This is a genomic window from Ruegeria sp. HKCCA5839 (genome assembly GCF_013035585.1).
In the GTDB taxonomy this organism is placed as follows: Bacteria; Pseudomonadota; Alphaproteobacteria; order Rhodobacterales; family Rhodobacteraceae; genus Ruegeria.
The window spans coordinates 103,708-126,578 of the sequence record NZ_WQIE01000007.1 but is presented as its reverse complement, the minus strand read 5'-3'; the positions used below and the strand labels follow the sequence as shown (position 1 = coordinate 126,578).

Below are 22,871 nucleotides of genomic sequence, written 5' to 3'. Positions count from 1 at the left end.
TATGAGTTACCAGGTGAACCTAATGAGCGAGCAGAAACGCAACGAACTTATTCGCATCGCTGAAGATATGAATGAGATGAGCAATGACGAAACCCGTCATTTCATCTCACGCATTGTTGACGACCTGACAAACCTGAAACCCTCGATTGCGTTTGTCGGCCAGATCAAAGCCGGCAAGTCTCGCCTGATCAACGGGTTTACCGGTCATGCCGAATACTTGCCCTCGGACGTAAACCCTTGGACGACGGTGATTACCGACATGCATTTCGGTCACCCTTCGGGCAGAACGTCTGGCGCCGAATTTCATTTCTTCGACAACCGCCAATGGCAATCGCTGATCGCCGAAGGCGAAGAGCTGCGCAACATGTTCCCCGATGAGGAGGACAGCTATAAGCGCGAGATGATCGAAGAGCAGGTTGAGGCGATGAAAACGCGCGCCAAGCTGCGTTTGGGTGAAAGTTATAAACACCTGCTGGGTCAACACCATGATTTGGAAGATCTGACATCCGAGGATTTGGCGCGGTATGTCTGCGCAGGCGACGACCCGACAGAAGAGGACGGGCATGATCCCGGGTCTGATCGTGGCCTCTATAGCGACATTACCCGCAAGGCCGAAGTTTACTTTGACCTCGGCCATTTTCCGTTTCCCCTGACGGTCACAGATACACCCGGCGTCAACGACCCTTTGCTGATCCGGGAAGAGATTTCGCGACAATACCTGAAAGAGTCGGACTTCTTCGTCGTGGTTCTGTCTGCTCACCAAGCACTCTCGCGGGCGGACCTTAAGCTGTTCCGCCTGATGCAGGCGTTGGAACTTGGTCAGATCGTGGTTTTCATCAACCGTGTCGACGAATTGGGTGGTGGTGCAGAAGACGCGACGAAAGTACGTGCCGATGTATTGGAAGGGCTCGAACGTGCCCTTGGCAACTCGGACATCGATGTTCTGATGGGAAGCGCACAATGGGCGCACTACGCTCTGACAGGTGATGAAACCGGGATTGATCACGACCAGATCCTTGCCTGGCTTCGGGCGCACCCTGAGCAGATGCGTCAGTACCTGTCTGGTGTGGAAGAGATCAAGCAGGGCTCGGGCCCTGTTAGCCGCGCCGCTATTTTGCGCTATGCCGCTATGGTTGCTTCGGGTCTGCCAGACCTGCGGCACCATGTAACTCAGGCCCTGACAAATGGGCCGCGTAATGAGCAGTTGCGTATGGCGTGGCAGCACTTGAACAGCTTCGCTCAGGGCGAGCTGGATCGCAGCAAAGCGAACCTGCGCGCGCTGGAAGCGAAAGAGGGGCCCGAAACCAAAGATATCACGGAAAGCAATCAGGCGCTTTCAGACCTCAAGGCGCTTGTGGTCGAAAAGTCGGAGACGATCACCAATGAAATGGACGACGTTCTGGCCAATTTGCGGGGTGTCATGGATGACACAGTGGCCGAGGCTGTCTCTTTGGTGGTCCGTGGACCTGACGGGCAATCGCCTTTGCTTGCTAAGAACAACGAGACCGAGTTGAATTTTGGACCGCTGCGCGAACGCATGCGCGAATTGGTTCAAGGCGCAACTCAAGTGGTACGCCAACGCATGTTGAGCGAGCTTTATGCGATTGATATGCAAAGCAACGCGGCACTCCGCGCCTTGCCTGGATGGCGCGACCAATCTGAAAATCGCATGAATACCAGTGCTGTACGCTGGTTCCGCCCGAACATGACCGCTCTGACCCGAGGTATAACAGTCGAACTTCGCGTCACCTGGCTGTCGCGTCTGATTTCGCGCAAAAGCGTCGTCAATCGGGCTGAGCGAATGATCATTCAGGAATTCGAGATGATCGGTGATGATCTGATCGACACCGCGCGCGGTGATCTGGTCGAGCGGATGAAAACTGTGCTGGATCACTACCTGGCCCTTCTCACAGGCCATCTAGAGCATCGCGTTGGGCCGCAAAGCAGCAACCCGCGTGTCGAAGCACAAGCTGCGGTTGACCGCGCCCGCCACATCGTCGATGAATTGAACAGCACCATGGGCGCTGCCCTGTCAGACAATCTTCAGCCAGAGGCCGCAGAATGATCGATTTCCCCGGAACCGATGCAGAGGTAAGACAGCTCGAACGGTTTCTGACTGCAACTGAGAAATTGCCGGCAACACCAGAGCTGGACGATCTGCGTTCCAAAGCGATGGCACATGCCGAGAAGCTCTCGAACGCCGTTTCAATCGGCTTCGCGGGTGAGTTCGGCGCTGGAAAATCAAGCCTTGCCAATATGCTGGCAGGTGCCGACATTCTGCCGACAGGTCCGCAGCATCTTAAACTGCCGCTGGTGATTGTGGCTTATTCCGAGTCTCCGGAAACCACAGTTGGCTGGTGGGATCGAGAGCCCAAAGTTTACTCGGGGATCGTTCTCGAAAAAGCCGCCAAGGAAGAACCAGATTTCATCTCGGTTGGGCTAAACACCCCTGCCCTGCAGGAAATCTCACTGTTCGACTTGCCGGGTGCCGGCGCATTGGATGACACCTATAAGCAGACGTTGGACCTGTTGAGCTACGTCGATTGTGCGATCTGGTGCACCAATGGAACCACCGCTTGGCGTGAGACTGAGCGTCACCTGTGGATGAAGGTTCCGCAAAAGCTGCGTGACAACAGTGTGCTTGCGGTCACCCATGCTGATCTTTTGACGGACAAATCCGCGCTCGAGCGTGTCACCGCGCGGCTGGACAAAGAAAAGAACGGCCTGTTTCAAGCCGTTGTTCCGATTGGCACTCCGGTCGCGGTACGCGCGATGGCACAAGAACCTGAGCCTGACTTTGATCTTTGGAACAACTGCGGTGGTCAGGATTTGGCCGAGCAGGTATTGCGCATGGCATCGGTTCATCGCCAGGCCGATCTGGACGCGGCGCGAAAAGACATCGAGACTGTGTTCCAGCCCTATCAGGAACAGTTTGACGACGCGCAAACAGAAGAACAGCTTGACGATGCATCTGTTCAACCTGGCGTCGCGGCAAATCACTCGCCCTTGCAAAACCCGATCCTCGAGGATTGGCTGGCAGCGATTGCCAGCATTCACCATGATCTCAGCGAAAGCCCCGAGACCGAGCCTGCAGCATTTCTGCAGAATTGTCAGGAGATTGTTGAGGATTTTGCCGAGCGGTTGGAGGCAAGTGAAGAAATCAACCCAGACGCAGATTGGGTTCCAGCTGAATTTGAAAAGGCGACGGACCTTTTGCTGCTGCTGCAATTCGAAACCGGTTCCGCGCCTTTGAAAGATGCGGTACGGATTCTGGCCCAGTTGAGCGATACTCTGGCCTGGGCTGGCAGCTCCGAAGCTTCTGCGGCTTCCCGAACAGGCACCTGAACTCCCGCATAGATTGCACTGTTACAGCCCGATTCGCGGTGTCAAGAATCGGGCTGCTATTGTTTCGAATTCAGTGACCAATAGCCGGGAAATGCGGGGTATGGTGCGGTTTACCCAACTCAGCAACACTATATATGGCGTCGAAAAGGTCGATATCTCAATATATTGATTCACCCATTTTTAAGTCCATAGTGAAGCCATGCGGCGGCCCCAATAAAGTCAGATTTGAACCGTCTAACAGTCTTAAGTTTCTGCGGCTGTGTTTGGTTGTGAGTTCGCGGGCTGAAAGCCCAGTTAGCTTTGCCGCAATGTGTATTAAATGGGCGGGAAGAAATGAGCCACAACCAGGCTGTCGGCACGACGCACGACGAACCTCAAATTGAAGGTCTGCAACAAGGCGCCAAACTGTTGCGCGGGCAATACGAAATCCTGCGCTTTCTGAGCAATGGCGGTTTTGGGATCACATATCTGGCGCGCGACAGCCTTGAACGTGACGTGGTTATCAAAGAGTGCTTCCCCGGGGCGCTGTGTAAACGCAGCGGTGATTTGGTTGAACCGGCCGATCCTGAATACAAAGAAGACCTGCGCGCCATCATAGACCTGTTCATTCTCGAGGCGCGCAATCACGCGCGTTTGGTGCACCCCAATATCGTGAACGTGCATCAGGTGTTTGAAGACAACAACACCGCCTACATCGCGATGGACCTGATCCGTGGGTGTGATCTGCTTGAATATGTCGAGAACCCCGAAAACGACCGGGGCCCGGACTTCATCGTTCAGGTGACCGAAAAAATGTTGTCTGCGGTGGCATTCATCCACCAAAGCGGAATGTTGCACCGTGATATTTCGCCGGACAATATTCTGATCGACGAGCATCATCAGCCGGTGTTGATCGATTTTGGCGCGGCGCGCGAGCAGGCGGCCCATAAATCCGCGGCGCTGATGACGTTGCGGGTGATCAAGGACGGGTATTCGCCACACGAATTCTACGTGCGGGGTGCAGATCAAGGGCCCAGCAGCGACCTCTATGTGCTTGCGGCAACCCTTTACCACGCCATCAGCGGTGAGCGTCCGATTGACGGTCAGACACGGTTGAACGCGTTCAACAGTGGCCATGCCGATCCCTATTCGCCGCTCGACGGCCGTTTTGTCGGCTATCCCAAAGACTTTCTGAAAGCGATCGACAAGGCGATGGAGGTACATGCCACCGACCGTCTGCAATCGGCGCTGGATTGGCTGCGTATGTTCCGTGGCCCGGACGTCATGTTCGACACGTTCGAGCATCGCCCGATCTCGGTCATTGTCGGGATGGACCGCAAGGACAAGGAAGAAGAGGCAGCGCGGATCAAGGCCGAGAGCGAAAACGCCGAGGCCGTCGTCACTGCGCTGCTGGCCGGAAACGCTGACTTGACCCTCGGAAACGAGGATAAGGCGGATCAAGATCTGGCCAAATTTTCCTCGGACGATGACAACAAGGTGGCGGTAGATACCGTCGTCCGAAGTGGTACCGGGGGTACCAAGAAATTTGTGCTGCTTGCAGGTGTTGCGTTGATTGCGCTGGCCGCAGGCGGATTTTATGTGATGTCGGGCAACACTGGTACGCCCGAGGCAAGCCCCGAAGCGGCAGTGGCCAACGATGCCATTGCGGTCGCCGGGGAACCGATCGAGCAGACCGCCGAGGCCATCACAGAGCCGAAACCGGCCGAGCCGGCCCCGGCGGCGGATTCAGATGTTGCACCGACCGAGCCTGCCCAGCAGGAAGAGTTTGTTACTCCCGAGGTTGCGGCAACGCTAGAACCTTTGGCCGCTGCTTTGGCGCGGGCGCTGGAAGAAGCGTCCGACGAGACAGCGGCCGAAGATCTTCCCATCGAAGCTGCGGCCGCACCGCAGCTTAATGAAACCGTGGCTGAAGACGTGACGCCCGTTGCAAAGGCGGCGTCAACACCGGTCAACCTTTCCGAAAAACAGGTGTCGTTCGCGCATTGGGATGTGACCATTCCGTTCCAAACGGCGCTTCGGCGCGCGTCCACTGGCAATACAATCGCGGTCACCGCTGTGAACCCAAACCTGGACATGTCGGTCATTGGTGAATGGGTGCAGCGTGGCGCGACCATTTTCACGCTGAATGGTGACCCGGTGCGCGCAGATCTTTCTCTTGCCGCTCACTTTCTGGACAGCTTTACCGTTGATCCTGATGGCCATATCCGCAAGGCCGCGCGCTATCGCGAACTTGGGCAGACGCGTGCTCAGAACGGCCTTTTGGCGCTTCCCGCACAGCGCAGCATCGGGTTGGAGAACGGCCTGACCTTTGAGGCGTCACATGTTTCGGATAGCGGCTGGCAAACTGTCGTGAACTCGATTGCTAATGAAGGTCAGACAAGTCTTCAGGTCGGCGACATCGTCTTGCGTGAAAGCAACACCGATACAGCGATTGACCAGCCCGAAGCTTTGGACGCCGTGTTGGCGACGCTGGTGGCCGAGAACACGCCCGAAGCCAAATTCACCGTGCTGCGTAACGGAACCGAAACAACCGCAACCATGCAACTGGCAGGAAACTGAGCGCGCGGCGCGTCTGCCTCAACCCCGCGCTTCGGCGCTGAGAACTGAATTAACCCGCGGGCTCTGCCCCGCATCATTAGCGAAGAAGGTGTCGACACCATGTTCAAATATAAAAGCCCTCTGAGCCGGCTTCTGGAAGGTGCCGGCAAAGCCAAGGACGATGATCTCGCAGACGTCAGCGAGGTACAGGCCGAAGACAACAGCCAGCCTGAGCCCATCGCGGATTTCAACGCGCTGCGAAACGCGCTTGCTGGTGGCAATCTTAGCTCAGAGAGCTATGACGACGCCGACGAGTTGCTTCCAGAAGAGAAGATGGAAGAGTTTCCCGAGGAAGACCTCGTGGAAGAGGAACCTGCTGCAAGCGAAATCGCGTCAGAAGATGATCCGGTTGTCACCTTGCATTTGACCGAGGCACAGGGCGTTTCCAGCCAAGAAGAGGTCATGGCAGCCGTTGCCGAAGCGACGATAGAGGTGGCTGAAGAGAAAGCGGAGCCAACCGCTGAGATTGAAAGCATCACAGAGGTTGCCGAAATCGTCGAGCAAGTCGAGCAAGAAGAGGAGCTGAGTGTTCCCGAGCCTCTCGCAAAAGCACCAGAGCCAACGCCGATCCCGGCAACTGCTCCGACTGGTGACCGCCGGTCTCGCGTCAAAACTACCTTCCTTGGGTTCGAGCGCGGTGACACCAAGGTACAGGACTTGATGGAAACGGCAGCTCCGGTCGCCAAGACCGAAGCGGCAGAGCCCACATTCCCCGTCGGCTGGCTTGTTGTAACCTCGGGCCCGGGTCGCGGCGCAGCTGTTACCTTGACCGAAGGTCTGATGCAGATCGGTCGGAACGATGATCAGGCCATTCAGCTGGATTTCGGCGATACCGGCATCTCGCGCAGTAACCATGCGGTGATTGCCTACGACCCTGAAGATCGCAAATGCTATCTGGGCCATGGTGGCAAGGCCAACCTTGTGCGTTTGAATGGCAAGCCTGTCCTCAGCACCATCGCACTGTCCAGCGGTGACCTGATCCGCATCAGTGAAACCTCTCTCCGCTTTGCAGCCTTCTGCGACGATGGCTTTGACTGGCGGGATACCGACTGATGCTGGCAACCCCTGCATATGATGTTGCGCTGATCCTGGATAAGGGTCAGCGAGATACGCAGGAGGATGCGATTGCAGCCCGTGTTTTCGACGCGGCGCAGGCGGGCTATGTCGTTGTGGCCGACGGGATGGGAGGTCACGATGCAGGCGAAGTTGCATCTGGCCTATGTGTCTCGACCTGGCGTGCGGCGTTCGACGGATTGCTGGAAGACCAAGAGCTTTCGCAGGACGCTCTTGTCGATGTCTTGCCCTTGGCTGCTATGCAGGCCAACGCTGCCGTAGCAAGCCACAGCGAAGATCACGGTATTCAGCTTGGGTCGACCCTTTTGGGTGTGTTGCTGCTAGATCGAAACGTGTTTTGGATCTCGATTGGTGACAGCCCGCTCTACCTGTTCCGCGACGACAAATTGCAGCAGATCAATGAAGATCACTCGATGGCCCCAGTCATCGATGCCCAAGTTGCCGACGGCTCGCTGACAGAGGCGCAAGCCAAGGCGCACCCGGATCGCAATCAGCTGACTTCGGTGATCATGGGTGCAGAGATTCCAAAGGTCGATAGCCGTGAAGTTCCGTTTGAACTGAAATCTTCCGACATCCTGGTCTTGAGCAGCGACGGGCTTCAGTTTCTGAGTGACACCGAAATTGAGCAACTGATGCATGCGCATCTGAATGCCCCGGCGCGCGACATCGCAGATGCTTTGTTGCAAGCGCTTCACGCAAAAAACGACCCGGATCAGGACAACATATCAATCGCCGTCGTTAAGCCGGCCCTTTCGTGAAATTGGTGGAAATACAGGACACATGAGAAACCATCTGATCATATCCAGCCTTGCGCTCGCAGCCGCAACTGGCGCAGCAACGGCACAAGAAGCCTGCTCAACCTACGAAATTCAGCGTGGCGACAGTCTGCGCGAACTGGCAATCGCGGTTTATGCGACGGAAGACTATGGTTTTCTCTATGACGCGAACCGTGACGTCATCGGGTCAAACCCCAACATCATCCGGATCGGTGATGTGCTGACTTTTCCTTGTTTGGAAGACGTGGGACGGGCCCTGCCCGAGCCGGATACCGAAGCAGAACGCATGGCGGTCGAAATGGCTTCGGAATTGGTGAAAGCTGCAGAAGAGCGCGCGTCGAAGGCAATCGCTGAGGCGGAAGCCCGTGTCGCCGCCGCCGAAGCAGCTGCCAAAAAATCAAGCGAAGACGCGGTCATTGCCGCCAAGGCCGCCGCCAAGGCCGAGATTGAGGCCGCGCGGGTCGAAGGTGCTGCGTTGATCCGGAACGCAACCAACAGTGAACGTCCTGAAATCCGTGATCGTCAGCTGCTGTTGATCACAGGTGGAAACTACGCCCCGTTCACGGATGAAGCCCTGCCCCATCGCGGTTTGTATACGCAGCTTGTTGAGACCGCCATGTTGCGGGCCGCGCCCGAGCAGGGATACAAGATCCAGTTCGTCAATGACTGGTCTTCGCATCTCGATTTGCTCATGCCGACACTGGCTTTTGACGGCACATTCCCGTGGTCGCGCCCAAATTGCGAAGCAGCCGAAAGCCTGTCTGAAAACGACCGTAACCGCTGCGAGACCTACAATTTCTCGAACCCTTTCTATGAAGTCGTTGATACGTTCTTCGCGTTGTCAGGCTCTGGCTATGAACAGACGCTCAGCTACGCGGATTTCGCAGGGACAACGATCTGTCGCCCCGAAGGTTGGTCTTTGTCTCATATGGATGCGGTCAGCTTGTATGAACCCGTCATAACCTTGATGCGGCCAGTCTCTCCGGATGATTGCTTCCACGCGGTCATGCAAGGTGAGGCTGACATCATCGCCATCGAAGCCCATCTGGCCGACGAGGCGATCAGCCGTCTGGGCTATGAGCATCAGATAATCGAAAACCCCAATCTGGCGGCAATCAAGTCACTTAACGTCATGACCCACAAAGACAATCCAGATGGGGTAGCTGTCCTTGAGACGCTAAACCAGGGTCTGGCGATCATGCAGCAATCGGGCGAATGGCGCGACATCGTGTCAACAGCTCTTCGTTACCAAATGGAAAATGGCTAAGGCCCAAGTTGGCCGGGCAAAACAATAGTCTGGAGGAAGTGGACATGTTTAACAAAAAACTGAAGAAAGCAGTACTGTCGGCATCTGCCCTCACCGCTCTCAGTGCAAGCGCAGCGGCAGCACAAGAGGCCTGCACTAACTACACGGTTCAGGACGGAGATACGATGGCCACCATCGCGATCGCGGCCTATGGAACATCGAACTATCAGCCGATTTTTAACGCAAATCGGAACGCAATAACGAACCCTGGGTCGCTAGAGCCGGGTCTTGTTCTAGCCTTGCCGTGCGAAGACGGCAGCCTGCCGGATGGCCGTTCGGCTCAGGACATCATCGCCGCAGAAGAGCAGCGTGCCGCGAGCGTGCAACGCTCAAACGTTTATGCTCCGCCAATCAAGATGGTTGCAGGCAACGGCTGGGAACCGTTCACAACAGAGTCGCTTGCTGGTGGTGGCATCATGACACGCCTGGCTACAACGAGCTTGCAGCGGGCGGGCAACAGCCGTGACTATTCGGTCAGCTTTGTTGATGACTGGACCTCGCACTTGGAAACGCTTCTGCCCCTGGGCGCGTTTGACATTTCGATCGCGTGGACCGTGCCAGACTGTACAAACCGGTCTTATGAGTGGTCCCCAGAGACCGAAGCACGGTGCACGCAGTTTGTTGCTTCAGTTCCAGTTTATGACGTTGTCGGCGGTTTCTATACTCTGCCTGAGAGCGAATATACCAATGCGACCACGTTCAGCGATCTTGAAGGTTCAACGATCTGCCGCATGCAAGGGTGGAGCATGGTGGTTTTGGAAGAGGTTGGCCTGAATTACAACAACACGACTGTGGTCCAGCCTAACTCGGCACGCGAGTGCCTCGACGCTGTTCTAACAGGTACAGCCGATGTTGCAGCGTTCGAAGTGGAACTGTTTGCGGCAACGATGAAGGACATGGGCTTGACCTCGTCTGACATTGTCGAGAATCCTTATGTGTCGACGTTGTCGTCGATGAGCTTCCTGGCGCACCGTACAAACCCATTCGCGCGAGAGTACATCGCGATGATGAACAAAGGTCTGAACGAAATGCGCGAGTCAGGAGAATGGTACGCCATCATCTCTGACACTCTGCGTGAGCATAACGAAAAACTGATTGCAGCGTCGAACTGATCCCTCGGTTTACGCATTCACTGGGGCCGGTTGTTGAACCGGCCCTTTTTTCGCTCATGAACAAGACGTTCTGCCGAGAACAGTCAAAAGTTGCAGCGGCAAACTTTAACCATAATTCGGACGAATTTTGGTCTTTCCGCGAACCTACAACGTTCATGTCTACGGGAAACCCCGAATATTTTTTCGGGTCCAATGTTCTAGACTGGGCTTAACAATACCGGTGTCGGCTTAGGGCCGCCCCACTCACTCAGAAAAAGGCTGGCTATGGGGGCCGGCCTTTTTTCGTGTGTATTTGAGGGAACGGTCGAAAAAAGCCGGCCCAAGCAGGCCGGCTTTTCCGTTTTCGTTGTCTGGCAAGATCAGTCGATGATCGCGTTCAGCGTGGCGCTGGGGCGCATGACCTTGGCCGTTTTTGCTGCGTCTGTGTGGTAATACCCCCCCAGATCAACCGCAGGACCTTGGGCTGCTGCCAATTCCGACAAGATCTGCTGTTCGTTGTCGGCAAGCGCTTTGGCAATGGGTGCAAACTCCGCTGCCAGATCGGCATCTTCCGTCTGCGCCGCCAGGGCTTCGGCCCAATAGCGGGCGAACCAATAGTGGCTGTCGCGGTTGTCCGGCTGACCCACTTTGCGGCTGGGCGATTTGTTGTTGTCCAGGATCCGCTGCGTTGCCGCTTCGGCTGCAGCCCCCAGAACACCGGCCTTGGCATTGCCTTTGCTGTCGGCCAGGAAGTTCAGCGATTCACCCAGTGCGCAGAACTCACCCATCGAGTCCCACCGCAGGTGGTTTTCCTCGACCAACTGTTGCACGTGCTTCGGTGCCGAGCCACCCGCGCCGGTTTCAAACAGACCGCCACCCTGCATCAGTTTCACAATCGACAGCATCTTGGCCGACGTGCCGAGTTCCAGGATCGGGAACAGGTCGGTCAGATAGTCACGCAACACGTTGCCGGTGATGGCGATGCTGTCTTTACCGGCCGTAATCGTTGTCAGCGTCTGATGCGTTGCTTCGCGCGGGGCCATGATCTGGAACTTGTCGGCCACGCCAGCAGCCTCAAGCGCCGGTTTGACGTATTTGATCAGCTCGGCGTCATGGGCCCGGTTTGCGTCCAGCCAAAAAATCGCCTCGGACCCGGTCAGGCGCTGACGGTCCATCGCCAGTTGGATCCAATTTTCGATCGGCGCTTTCTTGACGGTGCAGGCGCGCCAGATATCACCGGCCTCAACTTCATGCGCATGCAGCGTCTCACCATTGGCCAGAACGATGCGGATTGTACCATCCGCAGGGGCTTGGAACGTGGTCGGGTGCGAGCCGTACTCTTCGGCTTTCTGCGCCATGAGGCCCACATTGGCAACCGCACCAGCCGTCGCGGGGTTCAACGCGCCATTGGCTTTGAAGAACTTGATAGCCTCATCATAGACCGGTGCATAGCAGCGGTCGGGGATCACACAATTGGTGTCACCCTTGGCGCCGGTTTCATCCCAGCCCTTGCCACCCGCACGGATCACGGCAGGCATCGAGGCGTCGATGATCACATCCGATGGCACGTGCAGGTTGGTGATGCCCTTGTCACTGTCGACCATATACATCGACGGGCGGTCGCCCTTCAGCGCATCAATGGCCGCCACGATCTCGGCATTGCCTTTCACCCGCTCCAGAAGGTCACCCAGGCCCGAGTTCGGGTTTACACCCAACGCGTCCAGTTCAGCGGCATACTTGTCGAACACAGGGGCCAACCACGCCTTGACCGCATAGCCAAAGATGATCGGGTCGCTGACCTTCATCATCGTGGCTTTCATATGCAGCGAAAACATCGTGCCGTCTTTTTTGGTGTCTTCGATGGCATCGGCCAGAAATGCCGACAGAGCTTTGACGGACATGAAGGTCGCGTCCGCTACGGTGCCCTCTTCCAGCGGCCAGCCGTCTTTCAGAACGGTGGTGCTGCCATCTTTGCCAACAAATTCGATCTTTGCATCGCCTGCCTGCGCGGCGGTGATGGTGGCCGATTTCTCGTTGGCATAGAAATCATCGCCCGACATGGACGAAACTTTGGTCTGGCTGGATGCCGCCCATTCCCCCATCGAATGCGGGTTCTTCTGGGCATAGTTCTTCACCGCCTTCGCCGCGCGGCGGTCGCTGTTGCCTTCGCGCAGAACCGGGTTCACGGCCGAGCCCTTGATCGCGTCATAGCGCGCGCGGATGGCCTTTTCCTCATCGGTCGAAGGCTCTTCGGGATAGGTGGGGATGTCATAGCCCTGCGATTGCAGCTCATCGATGGCCGCTACCAGCTGCGGGACCGAGGCTGAGATATTGGGCAGTTTGATCACATTCGCATCGGGGGTTTTCACCAGTTCACCCAGCGCGGCCAGATCATCAGTGATACGCTGCTCATCGGTCAGATTCTCGGGGAAGGTCGCCAGAATGCGACCGGCCAGCGAGATATCCTTGGTGCCGACACTGACACCCGCAGCGGATGCGAATTTGCGAATGATGGGCAGGAACGAGGCGCTCGCCAGCTCCGGCGCTTCGTCTACAATGGTATACAATATATCGAAGTTCGATTTTTCTGCCATGTTCCCTTACCTTTTTTAAGCCTTTCAGGGGCGTGCGATCCAAGAGTATGTGCCATGATCCAACCTGGCACCGAGCCGTAACGGAGTAATGAAACCCAACCGGAGACTCTGATGTGACAGGGCCTCCCTTAAATCAGGATTGGCTTGGGATCAATCACCTATCCGGGCGCAAATTGACACGGGGCGGGAAAGTGAACGTTAAAGCCCTCTCGGAGTCTCTGGCAATTTCAGCATTGCATAGAAGGCGCTTAAATCGCTCTTTTCATGTTGATGAATAATACAGTCTGAAATCGCCTGTTTCAGATGCGCACCTGATCCTTTGTCAGCCATTTGGTCGACTTGAATGCTTTTTGATCCGATCAGGCGCAGCATGAAGAGCCGACCGCTTTTGCCGGAAGTGCCCAGGAAATCTCCCATCTCTCTTTTAGCCTAAGCGAACTCATCAACCCTGCGCATAGAATTCAGCACATAGCAAAGCGGCAAGGCGGATTTTCCTGTAAAGTCCTTAAGCTCAAATCCGGGTTCTTTGGACCCGTTCACAGTTCAAAAAGCAGGTCTGCTGGCTTGAAGTTCGGGTTTGCAGAGCTGCCACCCGTCGCCATTTGACCCATCACAATCTTCGCAAAGAATTGCGGCCAAACTGTGGATTTGCGGCAGGCTAGTTGCGGTTTTGCCTGAAATTTGAACAGCTTCCCGTCAAGTTCTGCTTGCAAGCTGGCACCGAGTGGACAAGACCTGTGGATAGTCTCAAGAATATGGCGGTCAGTATCCGTGCGTCGAAAGAGTAAAGAGGTTTCCATGCAGCCATCCAAGGCCCGAACATTTGACGCTCGGCTGAAGTCGTTACTGGGGCAGGTCTATCCAGATCAAAATACCGCCGAATTGGGCGCGCAGGTTGTCGAGGCCTTTTGGCCAGACACCGCACATCCCAGAAAACGCGGTCGTGTGCCCAGCAACAATCTGTGGAGCGAAAAAGATGCGTTGGTCATAACCTATGGCAACTCGATCCTGGATGGTGCGCATAAACCGTTGGATTTGCTGCATGACTTTCTGCTGCGCCGCCTCAAAGGGGTGGTGAACGGTGTTCACATCCTGCCGTTTTTTCCCTTCACCTCGGATGATGGCTTTGCCGTGACTGATTTTCAGTCGGTGAACCCGCAACTGGGGGATTGGGCCGATATCAACCGGATTGGTGGCGATTTTCACCTGATGTCTGATCTTGTGCTGAACCATGTCTCAAGCCAGGGGACTTGGTTCAACGCCTATCGGCAGGGGCAATCGCCCTATGACGCGTTCTTTTTCGAGGCCTCGCCCGATGATGACCTAAGCGACGTTGTGCGGCCCCGGACCACGCCCTTGTTGCAAGAGGTCGAGACGGCAAACGGGCCCAAACATGTCTGGTGTACGTTCAGCCATGACCAGATCGATCTGGATTTCTCGAACCCCGAGGTGCTGCTGGAATTTCTACGGATCATCCGCCTGCATGTAGACAACGGCGTGCGCATCATCCGTTTGGACGCCGTCGCCTTTCTTTGGAAAGAGGTGGGCACACCCTCGATCCACCTGCCCCAGACCCATGCCATTGTGAAGCTGATGCGTCTGCTGTGCGATTATGCGACTGAGACGATCATCCTGCTGACCGAAACCAATGTGCCGAAAACAGAAAACCTCAGCTATTTCGGCAATCGGGATGAGGCGCATGCGATCTACAATTTCCCCCTGCCCCCGCTGATCCTGCACGCAGTCATGTCGGGTTCGGCCGCTTATCTGCGCCGCTGGCAAAGCGGGATGCCGCCTGCTCAGATGGGATGCGCCTATCTGAACTTTACCGCCAGCCATGACGGTATCGGTATGCGCCCTGCCGAAGGGATATTGCCCGCCGAGGAACAGGCGCGGATGATCGACACGATCAAAGAGGTTGGGGGGCTTGTTTCGATGCGCGCCCTTCCCGACGGGCGCGAGGCCCCCTATGAGATCAACACCACCTATTACGAGGCCACGGCGCAGACCTTTGCAGGCAAGGATGATCATCACTTCGATCGGTTCGTCTGCTCGCAAACCATACCGATGTCGCTGGAGGGCATTCCGGCTTTCTATATCCATTCGCTGCTGGCCACCCCCAACGATCACGAACAGGTCGAACGGCGCGGCATGAAACGCGGGATCAACCGGCACAGATGGGATTACCCGACGTTGAACGCGTTGTTGGATGATCCGTCGACACCGCAGGCAAGAGTTCTGAAAGCGCTGTCAGATCGGTTGCGGATCAGAACGCGCCAACCGGCCTTTCATCCCAACGCCACACAATTCACCATCCCGCTCGAGGATCGCGTTTTTGGGGTTTGGCGTCAGAGCCTGGACCGCTATCAATCGATCTTTGCCTTGCACAATGTCAGCGACCAGATTGTCGAGGTTCCGCATCTGTCGATGAACCTTATCGATGATGAGGCGTGGGTCGATCTGCTAAGCGGTGATGTCGTGGATATGTCGACCGATACTGTTACACTTGCGCCCTATCAGTGCCGCTGGATCAGTAATCGCAGTTAGTATTCCTTTTCGTCCGCGCGGGCAGCTTGGGTGATGTCGGACAGAAAGCTTGGGTCAGCCGCATGTATGCGGTTCCAGGTCGGGATAAATGGCGTCTCATGCGGGTTGTCCAAGAAGATCTGCCCCGCACGCATGATGTTTTCGGCAAACATCTCAATTGATTGCTCTTCCTTGTGGCGGTCGACAGACAGCCCATTCATCTTGGCGTCGTTGTAATAGGCCTCCAGCAGGTCCAGCGCACAGCGATAATAGGTGGCCTTGAGCGTCCGGAACACGTTCGGCGTAAAAACCGTTCCGTCAGCGGCCAGTTTGCGGAAGATGGCTTTGCAGATATCGGTGGACATGCGGTTCAGGCCCGCGTGGGCCTCGTCCGGGCTCAGATCCTGATGCTTGTGGTCATAGGCGTCCGAGATATCCACCTGACACACCGCCTTAGGGGCCAGATTGCGCCAAGCCTCAGACAATACACCTATTTCCAGCCCCCAATCGGAGGGGATGCGCAGGTCGGGCAGAATGGCGGTGCGCATGGCGAATTCGCCAGACAAGGGATAGCGGAAGCTGCGCAGGTAATCGATATAATCGCGGTCGCCGATGACCCGTTTCAGGGCAATCAGGATCGGGCTGACCAAGAGCCGTGTCACGCGCCCGTTCAGGTTCTGCCCGCCAATCCGAGGGTAATACCCTTTGGCAACCTGATAGGGAAAGCTGGGATTAGCCACCGGATAGACCAGCCGGGCCAAAAGCTCTTTGTCATAGGTGAGGATGTCACAATCATGGATTGCCATCACCGAACTGTCAGCGCAGCCGATCAAATAGCCCAGACAGGACCAGACATTCTTGCCTTTGCCCTGCTCGCTGGGGGCAAGGCCCATTTTCTTCAACCGCTCTCCCAGTGCCAGCATACGCGGGCTGTCGTTCCAGATCACGATATGATTTTGGTTAAGGTCCTTGAAGAACGACTTGGCATGGCGAAACTGCGCCTCATCCGCCGCATCCAGGCCAATAATGATCCGGTGCAGATATTTGACCTTTGACAGCTCGGACAGGATATGCGGCATCGCCTGGCCTTCGAGCTCGGAATAGAGGCACGGCAACACCAGAGAAATCTTGCGGGTTTCTGCAAAGCTACGCAGCTCATATTCCAGCTCATCGAGGGATCGAGTGTTGAGATTATGCAGCGTTGCGATGTTCCCGTTCTGGTGAAAGTCGCTCATTCCTTAGTATTCCCTTGCAAGTCCAGTCTGTTCAGAAAGTCCAGAACAGCTCTATTCCATCCTGCGGGCCCGGCCAACTCTGTTCGCAGGATGCGCCCGCTGTCTTCGCCTTTCAATGGGCCCAAGGCCGGGCGATGCGGGTTCGCGACCACAACGCCAAATTCGGCATGTTCCAACATCAGCACGTCATTGGGCGCATCCCCAAGCGCAATCGTATGCCGGGGGTGATGCTGCGCGATGATCTCAGTCATACAATCCGCTTTGTTCCGCCCGAAAGAAAGCGTCAGAAAGCGGCCGCCTTGTTGGGCCGTGATGCCCTGACTTTGCAAGGCCGCAAGAAAATCTGTCTTCTGTGCGTCGGATCCCTGCCAAAGCCCCGGCTCGGAAAAACCGCGCTGCTGGGCCAGGGTCGCAGCATCGGGGCTGAGGCCCGTCATCTCGACAACACCAGCTGCCGATACATCGCCAAAGCCCCTGAACGGTTGGCGCAGGCCTTTTGGCATAGCGTCCAACGCTGCGCGTAACCTGTCATAGTGTGTCCGATCGGGAATGTCGTCGGCAAACGGGGGCAAAATGCCCGCGCCGTTTTCGACGATGGCGGGCCACTTCTCAAAGCCCAGATTCGTCCGCAGACCACTGATTTCCAACGCGGTTTTACTGCTGGCTAAAATGACGGCAGTGGGCAACGATTGAAGAGCCTTCAGCGCCGGTTTCGCGGCATCCCACCGATAGGTTTCGTGGTCGATGAGTGTTCCGTCCAGATCTGTGAAGATCATCAGGCCTAGGTCTTCGGTCATGCCCGATCATAGGGCCCGATCTTTGACAGACGCAACAGCCGGTCAGGTGCAAATGGTGCTGACCGGCACATCCCGTGCCGATCCGCTTTGTTTTTGAGCATGCCCTGCGGCCGCGATCAAACCGGGGCGCGTCAGCCGCGTTTTAACCCGTTCATATGGGCCACGAAATCCGCGAGCATCGGCAGGTATTTCTGCCCCTGCCCTGCAGCCTCCATGGCAGCAAGCGCGTTGCGGACATCGGACTGCACCGGGGTCACGGCACCAACACTGTTGGCCAGATTGGCCAGATAGCGCATATCCTTATGCGCGTTGGTCACGGTGAATTTGTGAGCGTTCTCGTCGCGCTCCAACGACCACTTCATGAAGGTCTCATAAAACCCGTTCGACAAGCGGCCCGGGCGGATGACGGAATCCACCTGCTCGACGCTCAGCCCCGATTTCTCGGCAATGGCTAAGGCTTCGGAATACAAAGCCGCATAGCCCAGCGAGATGAAATTGTTGATCAGCTTCATCTTGTGGCCCAAGCCCACCTCGCCCAGATGCACAACCAGACCGGCCCAACAGTCAAGCACTGGCTTGATCTTGGCAAAGGTCTCAGGTGCGGCACCAACCATCGCATCCAGCGTTCCGGCCTCGGCCTCTTTTGGGGTGCGCCCCAAAGGCGCGTCGGCCAGGTCCATGCCCGCCTGGCGCAGCTCTTGCGCCAGTTGCAGTGTCGAGACCGGATCAGAGGTCGAACAATCGACCACAATCAGCCCCTCTTTGCCCGAAGCCAGAATACCCTCTTCTCCGCGAACCAATTGTTCAACCTGTGGGCTGCCCGAAACGCAAAGATGAAGGATGTCGCATTGCGCGGCCATCTCTTTGGCCGACGCCGCTTCGGTGGCACCACAGGACAGCAAGTCATCAACCGGCGCTCGGTTGCGATGCGCCATCACCACCAGAGGATAGCCATTGGCGATGATGTTCTTGGCCATACCATGACCCATGAGGCCGACGCCAATGAAACCAATCGTGGGTTTTGTCATCTTCAAGTCCTTCTACAAAAACAGGGTCCAGAGTCTGTTTGGCTTACCTCCGGGCGCAACGCATTCACCATGCGCATGCCGGCTGTCGAGGCAAGCCAAAAGCTTAACCATCGGCCAGGTTGCCTTCTGACAGGATGACAAGCGGTCTGTCTGCTTTTTCTGCCAAACAAGCCGCCAGTCCGGCTGCGCCCGAGGGTGTGGTCGCAAGCCCCAATGTTTTGGCCTGATCCACAGCGTCACGGGCCTGATCGTCACTGACAGTGACCCAAGTGTCGGCACGATCCCGCAGGATATCGAAGGCCAGCATCGAGGGTGTCTTGCAATCCAGACGCCCCATGACCGAGGTGGGCCCTTTGACCGTAACCATTCTCCCCGCCTGAACGCTATCCCGCAGGCAGGGCGCTGCGTCAGGTTCGACAACTATTATCTTTGGCTGAACGGCCCAGGTCGAGCGGATCATATAGGCCATCGCCGCAGCCAACCCGCCAACACCCGCTTGCAGATAGACATCACTCGGCCAGTTCCCAGACGCTTCGAAGGTTACGCGCATTTCTTCAGCGATGACGGTGTAGCCTTCCATCACCAGATGCGGGGCTTGGGTGTATCCGGGCCATGACCCGTCAGCCAGGTGAATGGCGCCGCTTGTGTTCGCATCATCAATCGCCACGGCGACGCTGGCCTCATAGTCTTGGCCGGAACGGATGACCTCGGCCCCTTTCACGCGCAGGCGCTTGGCAAAGCTGTCGGGGACGTTGCTCGCCAGATGGATCCGGGCCCTGGCTCCGAACAATTGTGCTCCTGCCGCAACGGCCATGCCATGATTGCCCGCGCTGGCGCAGACAAATGTAAGCTGCGCCGCGACGCTTTGAACGCGTTTGTCCAGAAACTCGGCGGGGTCCAGCGGGCCTTCGACACGGGCGCGGATCAACTCCGCCACCGCATAGACACCGCCAAGCGCTTTGAATGCACCCAGATTCATCCGGTGGGTTTCGTCCTTGATAAGGATCGAACGACCTTCCAGTTTATGTTTCACCAAAGGCGACGCGGTGTAGGCCGGGCAGGACTGTAACAGAGCCAAGGGCTTAGCGACGTCAAATGTCATCGGGTCTTGCATGTTTCGGCCTGACACTTTCGGTTTCAAGAGCTCCTTGGTTTTGGTCCCGCCGTGGTGGAAAAGCGAGAGGTTTTTTGCCAAAGTGCAAAATAACCGGGCAGTCCGGTGGCCAAGATGCGAATTGGCGGGGTTTCCGCGCAACACGTAGTCAGGACCGCCAGGGCAGGCGTTGCCCAAGGCCAATGGGTTGGTATTTACGTGATTTGAAGGGCTTTTTGTGTTAACAAGCCGGAAACGTAGTTTCATTGGTGTCACTAAAACAAAAGTCGACACATCTTACTCAGGAGGTATTTCATGGAAAAACATCAAATGATTGTCCGCGCGCCTGACGGACGCATGATTTCGATCGACAGGGATGGCATTTCGGTCAAGACCGACGTTGTTGCCGCGCAAGAGCCTCGGCAGTCTTCCACTGCGAATTCCGGCGCCCTGGAGCCGCGCGCCGTCGGTGCAAAGATTGATCCAGCACAGATTGGCGCCAAGATCGACCCCGCACGATGTGGTGCCAAAATTGATCCTGCTCAGCATGGGGCAAAGATTGATCCGTCGCAGGTTGGGGCCAAGATTGATCCCACACAGCACGGGGCGAAAATCGACCCGACACAATGCGGTGCCAAGATCGACCCTGGGCAAGTCGGAGCCAAGATTGACCCGACACAAGTCGGGGCCAAGATCGATCCGACCGCGGCGGTCTGACGACTGAGCTTATCGGGTGTTGGTCTGGATTGGGTGCCAACACCCCTTGAACGCGGATCAAAAGTCGCGCAGGGACATTAGAAAGCTTTGAACGGTCCAACGAGGGGTTGGCTTGAAACATTATCTGCGCGGCACGCACAGGATCCGCCCCCCCGCCGAGACTGTCGATCTTTTGCGCCCCCTCTTTCAGGTCTTTGGTATTACCCGGATTGCTGATGTGACCGGGCTGGATCGTGTGGGGTTGCCAACGATGGTTGCGTGCCGGCCAAACTCGCGTTCGATGGCGGTTTCCCAGGGCAAAGGCGTCACGCCCGAGGCGGCGGTCGCATCGGCCGTCATGGAATCGATCGAGATTTTCCATGCCGAGCGGATCGCACAACCGGTACTGCACGCCTGTTATGAAGACATCCGGTATTCGCATAACATCGTCCGGATCGACGACTTGCCTTTCAACAGCGGCAGGCCTTTTGATCCCTATGTACAGATGCTCTGGATCCAGATGCAGCGGCTGGAAGATCAAACCGGTATCTGGGCGCCTTACGAGCTAGTCCACACCAACTACACCCGCCCCCTGCCCCCAGGCAGCGGGTTTTTCCTGTCCAGTTCCAATGGCTTGGCCTCTGGCAATTCGCGGGCCGAGGCCGCCACGCATGGGTTGTGCGAGGTGATCGAACGGGATGCCATAGCGCTGTGGACGCAATTGCCGTGGGATAGGCGCGATGCCCGCCGGGTGGATCAAAGCACGATCAAAGACCCGGATCTGCAGCAGATTCTGCAAAAATTCGCCGCAGCGGATATCGACCTGGCCATTTGGGATGTGACCTCGGATATAGGTGTGCCTGTCTTTCTGACCTGGGCTTGTGAACGGGGCAATATTCCCGCGCTGTTGTCGCGCCCGTCCGTTGGGGCCGGGTGCCATCCCATGCGTGAGATTGCCCTGTCGCGTGCATTGACCGAAGCCGCGCAAGAGCGATTGACGCTGATCACCGGCTCTCGGGATGACTTGCAGCAGGACTTCTACAAGGAAATGCAGTTTCGCGAATTGATAGCCCGTCCGGGGCAGTTGGATTTCACGGCGCGCCCATCCCTTCATGCACCGACCCCAGAAGACGATTTGAGCTGGGTCCAAATCAGGCTTCAGGATGCAGGGCTGAAAGACGCCTGTATGATCGACATCACGGCACCTTATGTCGCTGACCATATCTCAGTTGTGCGGGTTCTGGTGCCGGGGCTGGAAGGCGCCTGCGACGATGACCGCTATACCCCCGGCGCGCGTGCCGCCTCTGCGCAGGAGCTTATGTCTTGACCGTCATCATCTTTTGCGGCCCCACCATTGGGCCAGACGATGCGCAGGCCTATCTGCACGCCGATTACCGCCCACCCGCCGCGCAGGGAGACGTGATGGCTGCGGTGGCCAGCCAGCCCCGTGCCATCGGAATAATTGACGGGTACTTTCAACTGACGCCCTCGGTTCTGCACAAGGAAATCCTGTGGGCCTTGCATCACGGCATTCACGTTTTTGGCAGCTCCAGCATGGGCGCGCTGCGCGCTGCCGAATTGCACGGGTTCGGCATGATAGGGATTGGCCGCATCTTTGAGGGCTACCGCGACGGGCAATTGATACGAGACGATGAAGTGGCCCTGAATCACGGCCCTGCGGAACTTGGATACCCGGCCCTGTCGCAACCGCTGGTGAACATACGCGCAACGCTTGGTGCGGCGGTTCAGCAAAACATCGTCTTGCAAGCAACGGCGGACAAGCTGCTAGACCTGATGGATCAAAGCTATTTCTCGAACCGGTCCTATCGGCAGATGATTGATCTGGGCCACGACGCCGGTCTCGAGGCCGAAGGCCTCAGCGCATTAGAGGCCTGGATGGAACACGGCGCCGTGGACCTCAAGAAAAAAGATGCGATTGAAATGCTCACGCATATGCGCAGCTTCCTGGCGAGTGATCCCGAACGCTTTGTGCCCAAATTCCACCTTGAACGCACATCAATCTTTGATCAGACGCACCAATAGGGGTCGCTTACGGATGGGGCGAAATAGAAGGTTTAGACCCGCAAGGCTTGTCGGTAAGGGGAGCGGCTACCACTACAACGAAATGGCTGTTCTTACCTCCAACCGCGTTTCATTTGGTTAATACGTTGACTTTCTCAGTGCAGGGGGCGTTCTAGTACACCTGCCATTCGCTTCAACCCGCACGAACTGCCGACCTGCGGGACGAAGCGGACTTCACAAAGTCTCATCTCAGCGGCTGACGCGGTATCCTGTATAAACCCAAATGCATAGGAGAACGACTGCTGCGAACGTTGGATCGATGAATCCGATGCTCATCCCGCCCGGCATCTTTTCGCCCAACCAATTTGATACAAAGTTGTCGTTGCGCAGAACGATCCCAGTAATAGCCAATCCACCTAAAAACAGTGTTGCAGCACCTGCCTCAACAAGTGCTTTGTGTTGGTCTTGGGTCAGTGATTTTGGCAGTAACCTACGAAAGTTGTTCAGTATTTTTTCGATTACCCAAATAAAGAGCCAAATAGAAACGAAAAACAAAAAGAAACCAAACCCAACATACAGGTTCTTGAACGCTACCAGGCCGGAAATCACCAACGGGATGACAAGCCACAACTTGTACTTCTCGGCGAAACCATCAATCTTGCTATCCAATTGATCGGATTTCCTATTTCG

At 56.5% G+C, this 22,871-nt stretch carries 18 protein-coding genes; 11 read left to right on the top strand and 7 right to left on the bottom strand.

Features of this window, described 5'->3' with window-relative positions; genetic code table 11:
• Positions 1 to 22: 22 nt before the first annotated feature.
• The 7 genes from GOV38_RS17625 to GOV38_RS17595 all read left to right on the top strand — a co-directional run bounded on the left by GOV38_RS17625 (position 23) and on the right by GOV38_RS17595 (position 10,211).
• Positions 23 to 2,065 carry a dynamin family protein gene (locus tag GOV38_RS17625; RefSeq protein WP_171208032.1) on the top strand — a complete coding sequence of 681 codons (2,043 nt, stop codon included), beginning with the start codon at positions 23 to 25 and terminating at the stop codon, positions 2,063 to 2,065.
• Positions 2,062 to 3,345 carry a dynamin family protein gene (locus tag GOV38_RS17620; RefSeq protein ID WP_171208031.1) on the top strand — a complete coding sequence of 428 codons (1,284 nt, stop codon included), beginning with the start codon at positions 2,062 to 2,064 and terminating at the stop codon, positions 3,343 to 3,345. The genes GOV38_RS17625 and GOV38_RS17620 overlap by 4 nt, the downstream gene beginning before the upstream one ends.
• Positions 3,346 to 3,678: 333 nt before the next feature.
• Positions 3,679 to 5,904 (top strand): serine/threonine-protein kinase, encoded by a 2,226-nt coding sequence (locus tag GOV38_RS17615; protein WP_171208030.1) that lies wholly within the window; start codon positions 3,679 to 3,681, stop codon positions 5,902 to 5,904.
• A gap of 99 nt (positions 5,905 to 6,003) precedes the next feature.
• Entirely contained in the window at positions 6,004 to 6,996 is a 993-nt protein-coding gene (locus tag GOV38_RS17610; protein ID WP_171208029.1) for an FHA domain-containing protein, read from the top strand.
• A complete protein-coding gene (locus GOV38_RS17605; protein WP_171208028.1) occupies positions 6,996 to 7,775 on the top strand; it encodes a PP2C family serine/threonine-protein phosphatase in 780 nt (259 codons plus the stop codon). The genes GOV38_RS17610 and GOV38_RS17605 overlap by 1 nt, the downstream gene beginning before the upstream one ends.
• A gap of 22 nt (positions 7,776 to 7,797) precedes the next feature.
• Positions 7,798 to 9,060, top strand: a complete 1,263-nt coding sequence (locus tag GOV38_RS17600) for a transporter substrate-binding domain-containing protein (RefSeq protein ID WP_171208027.1) — start codon at positions 7,798 to 7,800, stop codon at positions 9,058 to 9,060.
• A 44-nt stretch (positions 9,061 to 9,104) separates the two neighbouring features.
• Positions 9,105 to 10,211 (top strand): transporter substrate-binding domain-containing protein, encoded by a 1,107-nt coding sequence (locus tag GOV38_RS17595; RefSeq protein ID WP_171101985.1) that lies wholly within the window; start codon positions 9,105 to 9,107, stop codon positions 10,209 to 10,211.
• A gap of 359 nt (positions 10,212 to 10,570) precedes the next feature.
• Here the strand turns inward: GOV38_RS17595 and GOV38_RS17590 are convergent, their stop codons facing one another.
• Both GOV38_RS17590 and GOV38_RS17585 read right to left on the bottom strand, forming a co-directional pair.
• Complete coding sequence (locus GOV38_RS17590) at positions 10,571 to 12,784, bottom strand: NADP-dependent isocitrate dehydrogenase (RefSeq protein ID WP_171208026.1); 2,214 nt, start codon at positions 12,782 to 12,784, stop codon at positions 10,571 to 10,573.
• 198 nt (positions 12,785 to 12,982) lie between these two features.
• Complete coding sequence (locus tag GOV38_RS17585; protein ID WP_171101987.1) at positions 12,983 to 13,201, bottom strand: hypothetical protein; 219 nt, start codon at positions 13,199 to 13,201, stop codon at positions 12,983 to 12,985.
• 381 nt (positions 13,202 to 13,582) lie between these two features.
• Between GOV38_RS17585 and GOV38_RS17580 the strand changes: the two genes are divergently transcribed.
• Positions 13,583 to 15,331, top strand: coding sequence for a sugar phosphorylase (locus GOV38_RS17580; RefSeq protein WP_171208025.1), 1,749 nt, complete (start codon positions 13,583 to 13,585; stop codon positions 15,329 to 15,331).
• On the opposite strand, the gene GOV38_RS17575 is transcribed toward GOV38_RS17580, so the two are convergent.
• The 4 genes from GOV38_RS17575 to GOV38_RS17560 form a co-directional block, all read right to left on the bottom strand.
• Complete coding sequence (locus GOV38_RS17575) at positions 15,328 to 16,545, bottom strand: glycosyl transferase (protein ID WP_171133349.1); 1,218 nt, start codon at positions 16,543 to 16,545, stop codon at positions 15,328 to 15,330. The genes GOV38_RS17580 and GOV38_RS17575 overlap by 4 nt on opposite strands.
• A complete protein-coding gene (locus GOV38_RS17570; protein ID WP_171208024.1) occupies positions 16,542 to 17,342 on the bottom strand; it encodes a mannosyl-3-phosphoglycerate phosphatase in 801 nt (266 codons plus the stop codon). Before GOV38_RS17570 ends, GOV38_RS17575 begins: the two co-directional genes overlap by 4 nt.
• Before the next feature lie 131 nt (positions 17,343 to 17,473).
• The gene (locus GOV38_RS17565; RefSeq protein ID WP_171208023.1) at positions 17,474 to 18,370 is read right to left on the bottom strand and encodes an NAD(P)-dependent oxidoreductase; all 897 of its coding nucleotides are present in this window, start codon (positions 18,368 to 18,370) and stop codon (positions 17,474 to 17,476) included.
• A 103-nt stretch (positions 18,371 to 18,473) separates the two neighbouring features.
• Entirely contained in the window at positions 18,474 to 19,472 is a 999-nt protein-coding gene (locus GOV38_RS17560) for a pyridoxal-phosphate dependent enzyme (RefSeq protein WP_254430460.1), read from the bottom strand.
• A 306-nt stretch (positions 19,473 to 19,778) separates the two neighbouring features.
• Here GOV38_RS17560 and GOV38_RS17555 point away from each other — a divergent pair, with 306 nt between their 5' ends.
• The 3 genes from GOV38_RS17555 to GOV38_RS17545 all read left to right on the top strand — a co-directional run bounded on the left by GOV38_RS17555 (position 19,779) and on the right by GOV38_RS17545 (position 22,202).
• Complete coding sequence (locus tag GOV38_RS17555) at positions 19,779 to 20,180, top strand: DUF4573 domain-containing protein (RefSeq protein WP_171208021.1); 402 nt, start codon at positions 19,779 to 19,781, stop codon at positions 20,178 to 20,180.
• 112 nt (positions 20,181 to 20,292) lie between these two features.
• Complete coding sequence (locus GOV38_RS17550; RefSeq protein WP_171208020.1) at positions 20,293 to 21,486, top strand: YcaO-like family protein; 1,194 nt, start codon at positions 20,293 to 20,295, stop codon at positions 21,484 to 21,486.
• Positions 21,483 to 22,202: a TfuA-like protein gene (locus tag GOV38_RS17545; protein WP_217352102.1), complete on the top strand. Its 720-nt coding sequence runs from the start codon at positions 21,483 to 21,485 to the stop codon at positions 22,200 to 22,202. The genes GOV38_RS17550 and GOV38_RS17545 overlap by 4 nt, the downstream gene beginning before the upstream one ends.
• A 228-nt stretch (positions 22,203 to 22,430) precedes the next feature.
• Here GOV38_RS17545 and GOV38_RS17540 read toward each other — a convergent pair whose 3' ends face one another.
• On the bottom strand, positions 22,431 to 22,850 hold the full coding sequence (locus tag GOV38_RS17540) for a hypothetical protein (RefSeq protein WP_171208019.1): 420 nt from the start codon (positions 22,848 to 22,850) through the stop codon (positions 22,431 to 22,433).
• Between the last annotated feature and the right edge of the window lie 21 nt (positions 22,851 to 22,871).

Coding starts and splice junctions, on each gene's coding strand:
- GOV38_RS17610 (WP_171208029.1), top strand. CDS start 6,004: ATGTTCAAATATAAAAGCCCTCTGAGCCGGCTTCTGGAAGGTGCCGGC.
- GOV38_RS17580 (WP_171208025.1), top strand. CDS start 13,583: ATGCAGCCATCCAAGGCCCGAACATTTGACGCTCGGCTGAAGTCGTTA.
- GOV38_RS17600 (WP_171208027.1), top strand. CDS start 7,798: ATGAGAAACCATCTGATCATATCCAGCCTTGCGCTCGCAGCCGCAACT.
- GOV38_RS17585 (WP_171101987.1), bottom strand. CDS start 13,201: ATGGGAGATTTCCTGGGCACTTCCGGCAAAAGCGGTCGGCTCTTCATG.
- GOV38_RS17620 (WP_171208031.1), top strand. CDS start 2,062: ATGATCGATTTCCCCGGAACCGATGCAGAGGTAAGACAGCTCGAACGG.
- GOV38_RS17615 (WP_171208030.1), top strand. CDS start 3,679: ATGAGCCACAACCAGGCTGTCGGCACGACGCACGACGAACCTCAAATT.
- GOV38_RS17575 (WP_171133349.1), bottom strand. CDS start 16,545: ATGAGCGACTTTCACCAGAACGGGAACATCGCAACGCTGCATAATCTC.
- GOV38_RS17595 (WP_171101985.1), top strand. CDS start 9,105: ATGTTTAACAAAAAACTGAAGAAAGCAGTACTGTCGGCATCTGCCCTC.
- GOV38_RS17570 (WP_171208024.1), bottom strand. CDS start 17,342: ATGACCGAAGACCTAGGCCTGATGATCTTCACAGATCTGGACGGAACA.
- GOV38_RS17590 (WP_171208026.1), bottom strand. CDS start 12,784: ATGGCAGAAAAATCGAACTTCGATATATTGTATACCATTGTAGACGAA.
- GOV38_RS17555 (WP_171208021.1), top strand. CDS start 19,779: ATGGAAAAACATCAAATGATTGTCCGCGCGCCTGACGGACGCATGATT.
- GOV38_RS17565 (WP_171208023.1), bottom strand. CDS start 18,370: ATGACAAAACCCACGATTGGTTTCATTGGCGTCGGCCTCATGGGTCAT.
- GOV38_RS17625 (WP_171208032.1), top strand. CDS start 23: ATGAGCGAGCAGAAACGCAACGAACTTATTCGCATCGCTGAAGATATG.
- GOV38_RS17605 (WP_171208028.1), top strand. CDS start 6,996: ATGCTGGCAACCCCTGCATATGATGTTGCGCTGATCCTGGATAAGGGT.
- GOV38_RS17560 (WP_254430460.1), bottom strand. CDS start 19,472: ATGACATTTGACGTCGCTAAGCCCTTGGCTCTGTTACAGTCCTGCCCG.